The sequence below is a fragment of the Paenibacillus sp. JJ-223 genome (assembly GCF_927798175.1).
Lineage (GTDB): Bacteria > Bacillota > Bacilli > Paenibacillales > Paenibacillaceae > Paenibacillus > Paenibacillus hubeiensis.
In genome coordinates this window covers 1-13083 of record NZ_CAKMMP010000012.1, presented here as the reverse complement: position 1 = coordinate 13083, position 13083 = coordinate 1, and the positions used below count along the sequence as shown (strand labels likewise).

Sequence of the window (13083 nt, the reverse complement as noted above, 5' to 3'; positions counted from 1 at the left end):
AGCTGCGATGACATTCGTAAGGTATTTCGTCGCAGTCTCTAACACGATGGAGGGGCTTTATGAGTTTCTTTAAAAGGCTGAAGGATAGCATTGCAAACAAAGCGGAGTCGGTGACGAAGCAGTTCAAGGACGGTTTGGAAAAAACGCGCAAAGGGCTTGTGGAAAAGGTAACCGACCTGGTCATCCGCCGCAAAAAAATCGACGAGGAGTTCTATGAGGAGCTCGAAGAGATCCTGATCGGTGCCGACGTAGGGGTGAACACGGTTTTGACGCTGATCGAAGACCTGCGCGACGAAGTGAAGAAGCGCAGAATCGAGGATGCGGCAGAGCTGCAGCCCGTGCTGTCGGAGAAGCTGAAAGACCTGCTCCGCGGGGAGCAAAACAGCGAATTGAGAATGAATCCGGATGGGATCACGGTTATTTTGTTTGTCGGGGTCAACGGCGTGGGCAAAACGACGACCATCGGCAAACTGGCCCATCGTTTCAAACAACAGGGCAAAAAGGTCATGATGGCTGCTGGAGATACATTCCGTGCCGGGGCGATCGAACAGCTGGAGGTATGGGGACAACGCGCCGGCGTTGAAGTCATCAAACAGCAGGCAGGTTCCGATCCGGCTGCGGTCATGTATGATGCCGTTCAGGCGGCGAAACAGCGGGGGGTGGACGTGCTGCTGTGCGATACGGCAGGCCGTCTGCAAAACAAATCGAACCTGATGGAAGAGCTGAACAAAATCTATCGTGTCATCCAGCGCGAAATTCCCGACGCTCCGCACGAAGTGCTGATGGTGCTTGACGCGACCACAGGCCAGAATGCACTTAGCCAAGCCAAGCTGTTCGGCGAGAAAAGCGGAGTTACGGGCCTGGTGTTGACCAAACTGGACGGCACAGCCAAAGGTGGAATCGTGGTAGCGATCCGCCAGGAGCTTGACCTTCCGGTCAAACTGGTCGGTTTGGGCGAAAAAATCGATGATCTTCAGCCGTTCGATTCGGAGCAGTTCGTTCATGCGCTCTTTGCCGGATTAATCCAGGAGCAGTCTGCCGACGACGAGAAGAAGGAAGATACAAACGAATCGTAGTACAATGATACCTATATTGGTTGATGTTCAACTTATATAGATTACCCTGATTGCCGTTGATGAATGGAAACCTCGCGTGCCATGGACAGCGGCAATCGGTGTATAATGGACTAAACAGGAAATGAAAGCCAGGATTAGAAAGGACGGTTGATATGGCCAACACCTATACCTATTCCCGCCGCGAGGAAGTCGCCAATGCCGTGACCCATGGCATCGGCGCCGCCCTTAGCGTGGCTGCATTGGTGCTGCTCATCGTATTTTCAAGCATGAAAGGCACTGTATGGCATGTCGTCAGCTTCACGATTTACGGTATTACGATGCTGCTGCTGTACACCAACTCAACCATGGTCCATGCCCTGAAGGAGGGCAAGGCCAAAGATTTGTTCGAGTTTTTTGACCATTCATCCATCTACCTTTTCATTGCAGGTACCTATACGCCGTTTTTGTTCGTGGCAGTGCGCGGAACGCTTGGATGGACCTTGTTCGGCGTTATTTGGGGCATCGCCTTGGCGGGCGTCATTTTCAAGGCGTTTTTCACGAAACGGTTTTTGTTCATGTCCACGTTGTTTTACCTCGCAATGGGCTGGTTGATCGTTATTGCCTGGCGGCCGCTGGTGGCAGCTGTACCTACCGGCGGCATTACGCTTCTGGTGGCCGGGGGAATCATGTACACACTCGGAACGCTGTTTTATGTGTGGCGCGGTTTCCCTTACCACCATGCGATTTGGCATTTGTTCGTGCTTGCAGGCAGCATTCTTCATTTCTTCGCGGTGCTGTTATACCTCACGCCACTGCGTTAAAATCGGAGAAAAAAGAATCGTTTTCCGTGCCGGAAACGGTTCGTTTTTTGCTTCGTGAAGGAAAAAAGATTGTGACAAGTATTTTTGCTTGACATCCGGTTTTGTTTTGGGTATGATAAGGAACGTTGCAAGAGTGTAAAGTGTTTTTCCTTGACGAAGGGAGTGCCCCGATGTGAGTCAAGAGAACCGGCTGGACAAGACAAACCGGATAAACTTGCTATTTGCTTTCTATGAGCCATTGCTTACGGAGAAGCAGCAAACATTTTTGAAGTATTACTTTCATGATGACTTCTCGCTCGGTGAGATTGCTGCCGAGTTCGAGATCAGCCGCCAGGCGGTATATGAACATATCAAGCGTGCGGAGCAGGTGCTGGAAAACTACGAAAGCAAGCTGGGCTTGCTGGAGAAGCATGAACGGCGCGGCCGTACTTTGGAACAATTGCGAATGGCATTGGAACGCGCAGGCGTTTCCGTGGATAACGACAAACAAATAAACGATCTGGTTCGTCAGTTAGCGGATTGATCGGCAATCCTGGATGAAACCAAATCGGTATGAAACAGTATAAAGGCTAAGGAGGTGGGATCATGGCATTTGAAGGATTGACGACCCGACTGCAAAATGTGTTCAGCAAGCTGCGCGGCAAAGGCAAAGTGTCCGAAGAAGATGTTGCCGAAGCAATGCGCGAGGTTCGTCTGGCATTGCTCGAAGCGGACGTAAACTTCAAAGTGGTCAAGGAATTCATCGCCAAGGTGAAAGAAAAAGCTGTCGGCAAAGAAGTGATGGACAGCTTTACGCCAGGCATGGTCATCATCGACATCGTTAACAAAGAGTTGACGGAGCTGATGGGCGGAAGCCAGTCCAAGCTGGCCAAGGCCAACAAACCGCCGACGGTGATCATGATGGTCGGTTTGCAGGGTGCGGGGAAAACGACCACATCCGGCAAACTTGCCAAAATGCTGCAGAAGCAAAACAGCCGTCCATTGTTGGTGGCGGGCGACATTTATCGTCCGGCAGCCATCAAGCAGCTGCAGGTGCTCGGTGAGCAGCTGAAGGCTCCGGTCTTTAGCCTGGGAGACCAGACAAGCCCGGTCGAGATTGCTCGCCAAGGTTTGCAGCACGCCAAGGAGAACGGCAATGATTACGTCATTATCGATACGGCAGGCCGCCTGCACGTCGATGAACAGTTGATGGAGGAATTGCGCCAGATCCATAGCACGGTAAATCCGGACGAAGTACTGCTTGTCGTGGACAGCATGACGGGTCAGGATGCCGTTAACGTGGCTGAGCATTTCAACAACCAGCTTGAGTTGACCGGCGTTGTTCTGACCAAGCTGGATGGCGATACGCGCGGCGGTGCCGCTTTGTCGGTAAAAGCCGTTACCGGCTGCCCGATCAAGTTTGCTTCGCTCGGCGAAAAGCTTGATGCACTGGAGCCTTTCCATCCGGAACGAATGGCTTCCCGTATTCTGGGGATGGGCGACATGCTCTCATTGATCGAGAAAGCCCAGTCCAACATCGATACCGAAAAAGCGAAGGAAATGGAACGTAAGATGCGTAATGCCGAATTTACGTTCGAGGATTTCCTGGAGCAAATGGATCAGGTGAAAAAGCTGGGACCGATCGACCAGATCATGGACATGATACCCGGCATGGGCAAGATGAAACAAGCCAAGGATCTTAAAGTCGATGACAAACAAATGGGACGCATCGAAGCGATCGTGTTCTCGATGACAACGGAAGAGAAACGAAATCCGGACCTCATCAACCACAGCCGCCGGAAACGGATTGCAACAGGCAGCGGAACTTCGCTTGCGGAAGTCAACCGCCTGATTAAGCAATTCGATGAAATGCGGCGCATGATGAAGCAATTGTCCGACATGATGGGCCCTAAAGGCGGTAAAAACAAAGCGATGAAGCAGCTCAAAGGCTTGGGCAAGGGAATGAAATTTCCTTTCCGTTGATGGCATGGGCAGCTGAATGATAGGCAACAGATTTCGTTGAAGGAGGTGAATGTTCAAAATGGCAGTTCGTATTCGTCTGAAACGTATGGGTGCTCACAAAGCTCCTTTCTACCGCGTCGTGGTATCGGATTCCCGTTCCCCGCGTGATGGTCGTTTTATCGAGGAGATCGGTTACTACAACCCGGTTGAACAACCGGCAGTTGTCAAAATCGATGAAGATAAAGCATTGCAATGGCTCCAAAACGGTGCGCAAGCATCCGACACTGTTCGCAACTTGCTGAGCAAAGCGGGCGTGATGAAAAAGTTCCACGAGTCCAAACAATCGAAATAAGTTGCTGATTCGGAGGGTCATCTATGGAAGAATTAGTAAGTACAATTGCTAAGGCTTTGGTCGATCATCCGGAAGATGTGGCAGTTCGAACGGTGGAGAAGGATCGGCTCGTCGTTTACGAGCTGACCGTTCATCCCGACGATGTCGGAAAGGTGATCGGCAAGCAAGGGCGAATCGCGAAATCTCTGCGTACGGTCGTCACGTCAGCAGCAGTTAAGATGGATAAACGGGTTACCGTTGATATCATATCTTAAAGATATACGAAAGGGGGTTAGGATGCATGTCCTAGCCCCTTTTCGTACATGCTGAAACTTACAATCATAGCGATGGGTTGAATGAAATGCAGGAGGAATGTATGTCACAATTCATGAATGTAGGTAAAATCGTTAACACTCACGGCATCCGCGGTGAACTGAAAATCATGCCCACCACGGACTTTCCTGAAGTTCGCTTTGCCAAAAATGCAGAGCTTTATTTGTTCATGCCTGACGGGCAATCCGTATTGGCAAAGGTTGAAGCGGCTCGTCCGCACAAAAACATGTATATCGTTCGTTTTAAGGAATTTGGCAACATTAACGAGGTGGAGAAATTCAAAGGCGGTATGGCCAAGGTTTCGAAGGAAGACCTTGCCGAGCTGGAGGAAAACGAATATTATTTCCATCAAATTATCGGCTGCTCCGTCGTCACTGAAGAAGGCGATACACTGGGCAAGATTACAGACATTTTGACACCCGGCGCCAATGATGTATGGGTCGTTAAGACATCTGCCGGCAAAGAAGTGCTGATTCCGGTGATTGACGACGTTGTACTGGATGTGGACATCGAGCAGCAGCAGGTCAAAATTCATCTGATGGAAGGGTTACTATAGGATGAAGGTCGATGTACTGACGTTATTCCCGGAAATGTTCGAAGGTGTGTTTGGTTCAAGCATTTTGGGCAAAGCCCAGGCAAAAGGGCTGGTTTCCCTGAATGCCGTCAATTTTCGGGACTATGCCAACAACAAACATCATACGGTGGATGATACCCCTTATGGCGGCGGAGGCGGAATGGTGCTTAAGCCTGATCCGATCTTCGCAGCCGTGGAGGATGTCGTGCAGCAGCGGGGACCTGAAGGGAAACGGCCGCGCATCATACTGATGTGCCCGCAAGGAGAGACCTTCACGCAGAAAAAGGCGGAAGAACTCGTGCAGGAGGATCACCTGATTTTTATATGCGGCCATTATGAGGGTTACGATGAACGAATTCGCGAATTCCTCGTCACGGACGAGCTGTCCATTGGGGACTACGTGCTGACTGGAGGCGAATTGCCGGCCATGGTGGCCATTGACAGCATTGCACGACTTATTCCGGGCGTGCTGGGCAATGAAACGAGTGCGGTGACCGATTCGTTCAGCACGGGGCTGTTGGAGTACCCCCATTACACCCGACCGCCGGAATTCAGAGGCATGAAGGTTCCGGATGTGCTGCTGTCAGGACATCATTCGAATATCGAAGCCTGGCGCAGGGAGCAGTCGCTGCTCCGCACGCTGGAGCGCAGGCCGGACCTGCTCGAAACGGCGGAGCTGTCCAAGAAAGAACGCGAGTGGCTGGACAAGCTTCGTTCGAAGAAACAGGAAACCGGATCAGGGGACCGATGATCGGTCCGGAGATTCTCCATAGCGTGGATCAAAAGAGCACATCTTGCATTGGGCAAGGTTGCTCTTTTTTTTGGATGGGTTATTCTCCCTTTTCTCAAAAAGAGGTTGTAAATAATGGTAAAAATGCTTATCGTTGAATGTGAAATTGATGGACCGAACAAATGGGGAGGCGGAAATGACATGAACGACCAAACGCATGAGGTGGGCAGAGTCGATATCAGCCAAGCAGGCCTGCGCTGCAAAATGCTGCTTGGTGACCTGAACGGCGATGGCAGGTTGGAGATGCTGTTGGTACAAGCCGATGGCGGGATCGATGATCGTTATGTTCCACATCAGGTACGTTGTTTGACGGCGTATGACCTGACCGGAGAGCTTTTATGGCAAGTAGGGTCTCCTGATCCGGATGCAGGCGGACCGGGATCGGATTATCCGGCCCAAATTGCGGACTGGGATGGAGACGGCAGCAATGAAGTGGTTTGTGTCATGGAGAAGCGATTTCTGGTGTTGGACGGGTCTACGGGGGAAATCAAAGAAAGCCATGCCTTACCCGGCGAGCAGGCGCATGATTGCATTATTTTGGCGAACCTTACGGGTGAACCACAGAAAATGGACGTTATTTTAAAAGATCGTTATAAAACGATGTGGGCATTGAACCATGAGTTTGAACTGTTGTGGAAGCATGAGGGCAACACCGGGCATTTTCCGTGGGTGTATGACATCGACGGTGACGGGCGGCACGAAGTGATGGCCGGGTATGACATGCTCGATCATGATGGCACGTTACTGTGGTCCTGCAGGGACCTGGAGGATCACGCGGACTGCATCTGGTTTGGCGACGTGGATGGCGATGGAAAGACCGAGATTGTCATCGGGGGAAGCGTGACGGTAATGATGGATCTCCAGGGTAACGAGAAATGGCGTTATACCGGTTCAATCGAATCGCAGCACGTTGCGCTCGGAACGTTTTGCGATGGCCTGAAAGGCTTGCAGGTGGCGGGATTGGACCGTATTGTTCGCGGGGACGAACAGGGTCTTGACGGCATGTTTTTGCTGGATGCTGCGGGTCAAGAAATATGGAAGGAGAACCGGACGACCCGCGGCTGGCTTACGATCATCGAGCCTGTACGTAAGTGGGACGACAGCGGGCTTGATTATATTTTAGCTTATCGCAGGGGAGGGGGCGTGCTCCCGTCATTGATCAACGGAGATATGGAAACGGTTGCATCCTTTGGCAAAGAGGGGTATGCGGTTCATGCGGACCTCTGCCAAAGCGGACGCGAACAGGTCATTATTTACGATGCGCTGGAAGCTGTCATCTATTCGAGCTCCCCGTTAAGCCTAGAACAGGCCCAGACCGAAAGAGCCCAGCCACAGTCCAAACGACTGTATAGCTCGACTCTTTATCCGGGTGGGGAAGTATAATGATCACGATGCGGGACATGCTCTTCGTAGGAGAAGTATATCCAAATGTACAGACATTTCCGAGTGGTTGGAAAAGGAAGAATTAGTCCCTCTTTTGTTCGGGTTGAAGCAGTGTGGATAGATCCGTGTCTGTTGTTACAGTTAACCTTGGAAGCTTCATGGGATTGTCTCCCGGCCGCACAAACCCGGGACGCACCGAGAACGCCATACGGTAACCGTTTTGTTGAAGCTTATAGATCATTTGCGTGCTGGTGTAACCAAAAGGATAAGCCAGATATGGCGTATCAATCCCGGCAATCTCTTTCATCTGCTCGATGTCGCCGTTCAGGAGGGTGGTATCCAGTCCGACCGGTACGCTTTCGCCGCAGCGCATGAAGCCTTTGTGATGAAGGTTGTAAGTATGGCTGTTGAATTCAAATACGTCCGAAGCCGCTTGCATTTCCTGTTTGGATATGAATGATTTCTTGGCCGGATCAAAATGGACGGGACGCTCCTCGATTTTGCTGCCGATCACGAACTGGGAAGCATGAAAATTGTACTTTTTGAGTATGGGATACCCAAGGGTATAGTTGTTCTGATAACCGTCGTCAAAAGTGATAACAATGGATTTTTGAGGCAAGGAAATCTGGCCCTTCACGTATTGTTCCAACTGTTCCAGCGTCACGGTCTGGTATCCTTCATCGTGCAAAAATTTCATGTTTTGCTCAAAAGCCTCGAGAGTGATGATCGATTTGTTGCCTGGTTCGCGATTATCCGCTTTGGGTTCTATGTAATGGTACATCAGTACCGGAACCTCGGTTGCCGTCCCGGGCTGAACCTTAAATGATGGATCGAGTTTCGGAACATTGGAGTAATCCGGATGGGAGATGAGAAATGCTTTCCGCTTCACCATGTCCCACGAGGTACATGCCTTATGGGATAAAGCATTGGTGGGATGATTGACTGCATATACGTACAATGTCACAAAACATGTAAGTGCAGCGAGCAGGGCGAGCATGATTTTTTTGATTGGTTTCATAATGACAAAGCTCCTTCTATTGAAAATCCGCGCATCGACAAAGTGCTTGTTGCCGACAAGCTCTATCATAGACGAATGAATCGAAGAGAAAGTTACATTATTGTGATTGCTCCACTTCATGGGGAGCGGATATAAGATGGGTTCGGGTGTTTATACAGGTTTTTAAGTTGTGACAAATCATTGTTATCGGTATTTTTGGTTTAATATGCATAATTTTTTGGAGATATCCTTGTGTTTTGAATTTGTGCATGGTACAATATTTCTGTTGTGTGGAATACGGCGGTCCTCTATGGATAATGATGGAGACATCGTAGTCTCCGGAAGAAGTATGAACGCCTGTACGGAAGGAGGGAGTCATAGATGAATATCGTCCAAGCGATTACTCAAGAACAACTTCGCAAGGATGTGCCAAGTTTCCGCCCTGGTGACACTTTGAAAGTGCACGTTAAGGTTATCGAGGGAACTCGTGAGCGTATCCAGTTGTTTGAAGGTGTTGTGATCAAGCGCCGTGGTGGCGGAATCAGTGAGACTTTTACGGTTCGTAAAATTTCTTACGGTGTAGGTGTGGAAAGAACATTCCCGCTTCATTCCCCAAAAATCGATAGAATCGAAGTGGCTCGCCGTGGTAAAGTGCGTCGTGCGAAGCTTTATTATCTTCGTGAACTGCGCGGTAAAGCAGCGAGAATTAAAGAAATTCGTTAATATAACGGATAACGGAGAGGGCTTGGAAACAAGCCCTTTTCGTTTTTGTCTGGGAAAAGTTGAACCGGAGGTACACTTCCGAGTAAAATGGTATAGCGACACATGCGCAAAAGTCCGGGAGGCTTTGTAAAATCAGTTATTTTCGTAAGACATGGGGATAGCATCGCCATACAAATGCACATAGATGCTTACGTTTCGATTTACATAACTGATGGTCGGCATCACTGCTTGCATGGAAGGACAACGATCGTGAGCGGCAGTATGCTGAATGTGTTATTGGCTGTAAACATGTACCGTGAAGAGAGGAAGATCAGTGATGGAACAAGAAGTTCAACAGGACCACGGCAAACCTGCCGAAGAGAATGGCAGTCGATCCAAGAAAGCCAAAAATGAAATCGTGGAATGGATCAAAGCGATTGCGATTGCATTGGTTTTGGTCGTTTTGATTCGTTGGCTGCTGTTTAAGCCGTTTGTGGTGGACGGGCCTTCGATGCAGCCGAATTTTCATACCGGCGAACGGGTGATCGTCAATGAAATTTTGTACGACATCCGCGAACCGAAACGCGGTGAGGTTATCGTCTTCCACGTGCCTTCGGAAGGCCGCGATTTCATTAAGCGCGTCATTGCCGTTGCCGGCGATACGGTTGAAGTCAAGGGAGATACCGTATTGGTGAATGGAGAAAAAGTGAATGAAACCTACATTCAGGGCGCGATTGATGCTGCGGAAGCAAATGGGGGAACCTACAACGTGAAGGACTTCCCGAATGAGCAGTTCCCTGACGGAAAGGTGCCTGAAGGTCACGTTTTCGTGATGGGGGATAACCGTCCGAACAGTACGGACAGCCGAATGATCGGTTATGTGCCGCTTGGCGATATCGTAGGTCGCGCAGACGTGATTTTCTGGCCGATCAGCGACGTGAAGTGGATTAACTGATCCAGGGATGATTTTTAAGTAAACAACGAGGTGAAGACAAGGTGACGATACAATGGTTTCCAGGTCATATGACCCGAGCCAGACGCCAGATTCAGGATAAGTTAAAGCTGATTGACGTGGTCATCGAACTGCTGGATGCCCGTCTGCCTGTCTCCAGCCGCAATCCGATGATTGACGAAATTTTGCAGGGCAAGCCAAGAATGATTTTGCTGAACAAAGCCGATCTGGCCGATCCGAAAGTGACGCAAGAATGGATTGCCTATTTCAAAGAGGAAGGCATTACTGCATTTCCCGTAGATGCCTCGACAGGCACCAATGTGAAGGATATTCCGGCACAGGCCCGATTGCTGCTGAAAGAAAAGATCGAACGCCAGTTGGCCAAAGGTATGAACCCCAGAGCTATCCGCGCCTTGATCGTGGGCATTCCGAACGTCGGCAAATCGACGCTGATCAACCGGCTTGCCGGACGCAACATTGCGGCAACGGGGGATCGTCCGGGCGTAACCAAAGGGCAGCAATGGATCAAGGTTGGCAAGGAAATGGAATTGCTGGATACACCGGGCATTTTGTGGCCCAAATTTGAGGATCAGAACGTCGGTTATCGCTTGGCGGTAACGGGGGCCATCAAAGAAGAAATTTTGAATGCCGAAGATATCGCCTTTTTTGCCATCGGCTATCTCATGCGTTATTACTGGGAGGCACTTGAAGAGCGTTTTGATCTGCAGGAGTTCTCGCGGAATGCGGACGAGTCGGATGACGTCATTGCCATCATGGAACAGGTCGGACGCAAACGCGGCTGCATCGTCAGCGGCGGGCGCGTGGATCTGGAAAAGGCGTCCCGAACGTTCCTGAGGGAGCTGCGTGCAGGCAAAATGGGGCGGTACTCGATGGAAGCACCATACTAAACCATATGCAAGATGCCGAAAGAATCGGCCGTTACCTGATTGTCGGGAACGGCCGATTTTTGCGTTTTATATTCCCCGGGGCTCTCGATCCGGTCTGACAGATCGAGCATAAATTCAAATAGGGGCAGATTTTGTTCGGCAGGCTTGCAAAAGATGGAAATGGGTCTTACATATATTCAGCGTATTTCCATGCATGGTATGATGAAGAGCAGGGCTGTTCGTGGGAACGAGGGACAGGATATATTCAATTTTAAGCATAAGTGACCGATAAAATAAGAAATTGATCGTGACGGGATGAACGGGCAGAACGAGTCTGGAGAAGAGAGGCATTGCCTAAAACGTTCTGAAGGAAATCTGCATCAAAAGCGGCTGCCGATCCCCGGACTCCCCTTTAAACCATATTTTGTGAAAACAATTGAAAGGATATGGCGTCTAAAGAAAATAGGGTGCCGTAACCGCATATATGATTTGCCAGGAACAAGCATGGGCAGAGGAGAGGATATGAAGTGACTGAAAATATGGAGTTTGACGAGCTGATTCATCAGCATGCCCGAACTGAACCCGCACATAACGATGCAGACAGCGATTCGACGGACTTGCTGTTCTATGAACGGGAATATTGGGCAAGCGGTTTTGAACACATTGCCGGCATCGATGAGGTGGGGCGCGGCTGCCTGTTCGGGGACGTGGTCACTGCGGCGGTGATTTTGCCGCCAGGACTGATTCTGGAGGGCGTGAACGATTCGAAAAAGCTGTCCGAGAAAAAACGCGATGCCTTGTATGAAATCATCATGGAAAACGCCGTGTCCGTCGGGGTAGGATTCGTGGACGCGGAAACGATTGATCGCATCAATATCAAGCAGGCGACCAGGCTGGCCATGAAGCGGGCTGTTGATGCGCTTGACCAGACGCCGGACTATTTGCTGGTGGACGCCGAAAAAGTGGATGTCCAGATCCCGCAGTTGTCGATCGTTAAAGGGGACGCGAACAGCCAATCCATCGCGGCGGCGTCCATTATAGCCAAGGTGACCCGCGATCGGCTGTGCCAAGGGGAATGGAACAGGTTATATCCGGACTATGGTTTGGCTGTACATAAGGGCTACGCCACGAAATTTCATCGGGAGCAAATCATGCTTCTTGGCGCTACGCCAATGCATCGCAGAAGCTTCTTGGGCAATTTGATCGGGGAGCAGCCTACATTGTTTTAATCTAGAAGCACGAAAGGAGGGGGAATCATGAATATCAGCTCGATGATTCGCGGAATTTTAGGGGATAGCAAGCCTGGAAATGCCAAGCCGCTTGAACTCAAGGAAGGCCAAGTGGTACGGGGGTCGGTCGTCAGCGTCTCGGAGGACGGCGGAGATGCCGTCCTGCAAATTCAGGGAGTTCAGGTGCGGGCAAAGCTGGAAACACCGCTTCGTGCGGGTGAAACGACGCTGCTGCAAGTGCAGCCGCCCGGTGAAAACGGCATGACGGTGATGAAGCCGCTGGCCGGTTCGTTGTCTGAACTGCCGCAGGCTTCCATGAATCAATTGCTGCAGGACGTAGGCCTGCCGGACACAAAAGGCAATCGGGAGCTGCTGATCGCGATGCAGCGCAGCGGATTGCCCTTGACCAAGGATAATGTGACCCTGGTTCAAAACATGCTTGCGGCCAAACCCGCCCAAGTTCCCGCAGAGGAATGGGTTCAGGCGACGGGAATTGCATTTCAGAGAGGATTGCCGGTGACGGCGGAAACGGTCAAAGGATTGCATCAGGCCGTGTTTGGGCCGCCGCTGCATCAACTGTTAAGCGGTTTGACGGAGCAGCTCGAATCAATGTTGTCGCAGATGTCTGGCAAAACGCCGGGGAAGAATGGAGAGGCGAACGGCAAGGTTGTGGCTCCGACGACGGCTGCGCCGATGACGGGCAGTGCGGAAGCTGCGGATAACGGGACCGCAGCAGGTGGAAGTCGCGCTGCCGGAGGACCGGCTGCGGCAGCGCAACAGGCGGGGGCGGCTCCGGTGGGCGCGGCGACAACGGTAAATGGAGCCGGAGAGGCTCCGGCAGCTGCGGCGAAGCCGGGGACGCAGCCGGGCGTGCCCGGGACCGAAGCCGGAGGCGCAAAGGCAGGGACGGTGGCCGGCGGCGCTGAGAACGCCGGCAAAGGCGGTATTCCGGCAGGCACCGGAATACCGGGATCGAGTCCGCAAGATATGGATGCGGACTCGCCGGGGTTGGGCCGTCCGGCGGGAACCGGGACGGCAGGTGAAGCAGCTGGCCGCGTGATCGACGGCCAGCCCGGGGCGGCCGGGCG

At 51.3% G+C, this 13083-nt stretch carries 14 protein-coding genes and 1 pseudogene; 14 read left to right on the top strand and 1 reads right to left on the bottom strand.

From position 1 onward, the window contains the following. The first annotated feature begins 59 nt into the window (after positions 1–59). The 9 genes from ftsY (at position 60) to L6H98_RS20105 (ending at position 7228) form a co-directional block, all read left to right on the top strand. Positions 60–1076, top strand: coding sequence for a signal recognition particle-docking protein FtsY (ftsY, locus tag L6H98_RS20145; protein ID WP_236417826.1), 1017 nt, complete (start codon positions 60–62; stop codon positions 1074–1076). Positions 1077–1228: 152 nt separating this feature from the next. After that, a complete protein-coding gene (locus L6H98_RS20140; RefSeq protein WP_236417824.1) occupies positions 1229–1876 on the top strand; it encodes a hemolysin III family protein in 648 nt (215 codons plus the stop codon). Positions 1877–2048: 172 nt separating this feature from the next. Beyond that, positions 2049–2399, top strand: coding sequence for a putative DNA-binding protein (locus L6H98_RS20135; protein ID WP_236417823.1), 351 nt, complete (start codon positions 2049–2051; stop codon positions 2397–2399). A 62-nt stretch (positions 2400–2461) separates the two neighbouring features. Beyond that, entirely contained in the window at positions 2462–3838 is a 1377-nt protein-coding gene (ffh, locus tag L6H98_RS20130) for a signal recognition particle protein (protein WP_236417822.1), read from the top strand. A 58-nt stretch (positions 3839–3896) separates the two neighbouring features. Further along, positions 3897–4169, top strand: a complete 273-nt coding sequence (gene rpsP / locus L6H98_RS20125; protein ID WP_236417820.1) for a 30S ribosomal protein S16 — start codon at positions 3897–3899, stop codon at positions 4167–4169. A gap of 23 nt (positions 4170–4192) precedes the next feature. Next, complete coding sequence (locus L6H98_RS20120; protein ID WP_236417819.1) at positions 4193–4423, top strand: KH domain-containing protein; 231 nt, start codon at positions 4193–4195, stop codon at positions 4421–4423. A 101-nt stretch (positions 4424–4524) separates the two neighbouring features. Next, positions 4525–5037, top strand: a complete 513-nt coding sequence (gene rimM, locus L6H98_RS20115; protein ID WP_236417817.1) for a ribosome maturation factor RimM — start codon at positions 4525–4527, stop codon at positions 5035–5037. 1 nt (position 5038) lies between these two features. Next, on the top strand, positions 5039–5806 hold the full coding sequence (gene trmD / locus L6H98_RS20110) for a tRNA (guanosine(37)-N1)-methyltransferase TrmD (protein WP_236417808.1): 768 nt from the start codon (positions 5039–5041) through the stop codon (positions 5804–5806). 180 nt (positions 5807–5986) lie between these two features. Beyond that, positions 5987–7228: a hypothetical protein gene (locus tag L6H98_RS20105; protein WP_236417806.1), complete on the top strand. Its 1242-nt coding sequence runs from the start codon at positions 5987–5989 to the stop codon at positions 7226–7228. A gap of 82 nt (positions 7229–7310) precedes the next feature. Here the strand turns inward: L6H98_RS20105 and L6H98_RS20100 are convergent, their stop codons facing one another. After that, the gene (locus L6H98_RS20100; protein WP_236417804.1) at positions 7311–8246 is read right to left on the bottom strand and encodes a polysaccharide deacetylase family protein; all 936 of its coding nucleotides are present in this window, start codon (positions 8244–8246) and stop codon (positions 7311–7313) included. A 360-nt stretch (positions 8247–8606) separates the two neighbouring features. Between L6H98_RS20100 and rplS the strand changes: the two genes are divergently transcribed. From rplS to L6H98_RS20075, 5 genes and pseudogenes are all read left to right on the top strand, one after another. Beyond that, the gene (gene rplS, locus L6H98_RS20095) at positions 8607–8948 is read left to right on the top strand and encodes a 50S ribosomal protein L19 (RefSeq protein WP_236417803.1); all 342 of its coding nucleotides are present in this window, start codon (positions 8607–8609) and stop codon (positions 8946–8948) included. A 316-nt stretch (positions 8949–9264) separates the two neighbouring features. After that, entirely contained in the window at positions 9265–9882 is a 618-nt protein-coding gene (lepB, locus tag L6H98_RS20090; RefSeq protein WP_236417802.1) for a signal peptidase I, read from the top strand. Between the two features lie 41 nt (positions 9883–9923). Further along, a complete protein-coding gene (ylqF, locus tag L6H98_RS20085; RefSeq protein ID WP_236417801.1) occupies positions 9924–10787 on the top strand; it encodes a ribosome biogenesis GTPase YlqF in 864 nt (287 codons plus the stop codon). Between the two features lie 506 nt (positions 10788–11293). Further along, positions 11294–11995 (top strand): ribonuclease HII, encoded by a 702-nt coding sequence (locus L6H98_RS20080; protein WP_236417800.1) that lies wholly within the window; start codon positions 11294–11296, stop codon positions 11993–11995. Between the two features lie 27 nt (positions 11996–12022). Next, a pseudogene (locus L6H98_RS20075) lies at positions 12023–13083 on the top strand (hypothetical protein); the annotation flags it as partial.

Bases quoted from the DNA above. Each gene is read 5' to 3' on its own strand.
- L6H98_RS20120 (WP_236417819.1), top strand. From the start codon at position 4,193: ATGGAAGAATTAGTAAGTACAATTGCTAAGGCTTTGGTCGATCATCCG.
- ftsY (WP_236417826.1), top strand. From the start codon at position 60: ATGAGTTTCTTTAAAAGGCTGAAGGATAGCATTGCAAACAAAGCGGAG.
- L6H98_RS20140 (WP_236417824.1), top strand. From the start codon at position 1,229: ATGGCCAACACCTATACCTATTCCCGCCGCGAGGAAGTCGCCAATGCC.
- trmD (WP_236417808.1), top strand. From the start codon at position 5,039: ATGAAGGTCGATGTACTGACGTTATTCCCGGAAATGTTCGAAGGTGTG.
- rpsP (WP_236417820.1), top strand. From the start codon at position 3,897: ATGGCAGTTCGTATTCGTCTGAAACGTATGGGTGCTCACAAAGCTCCT.
- ffh (WP_236417822.1), top strand. From the start codon at position 2,462: ATGGCATTTGAAGGATTGACGACCCGACTGCAAAATGTGTTCAGCAAG.
- lepB (WP_236417802.1), top strand. From the start codon at position 9,265: ATGGAACAAGAAGTTCAACAGGACCACGGCAAACCTGCCGAAGAGAAT.
- L6H98_RS20105 (WP_236417806.1), top strand. From the start codon at position 5,987: ATGAACGACCAAACGCATGAGGTGGGCAGAGTCGATATCAGCCAAGCA.
- rimM (WP_236417817.1), top strand. From the start codon at position 4,525: ATGTCACAATTCATGAATGTAGGTAAAATCGTTAACACTCACGGCATC.
- L6H98_RS20100 (WP_236417804.1), bottom strand. From the start codon at position 8,246: ATGAAACCAATCAAAAAAATCATGCTCGCCCTGCTCGCTGCACTTACA.
- rplS (WP_236417803.1), top strand. From the start codon at position 8,607: ATGAATATCGTCCAAGCGATTACTCAAGAACAACTTCGCAAGGATGTG.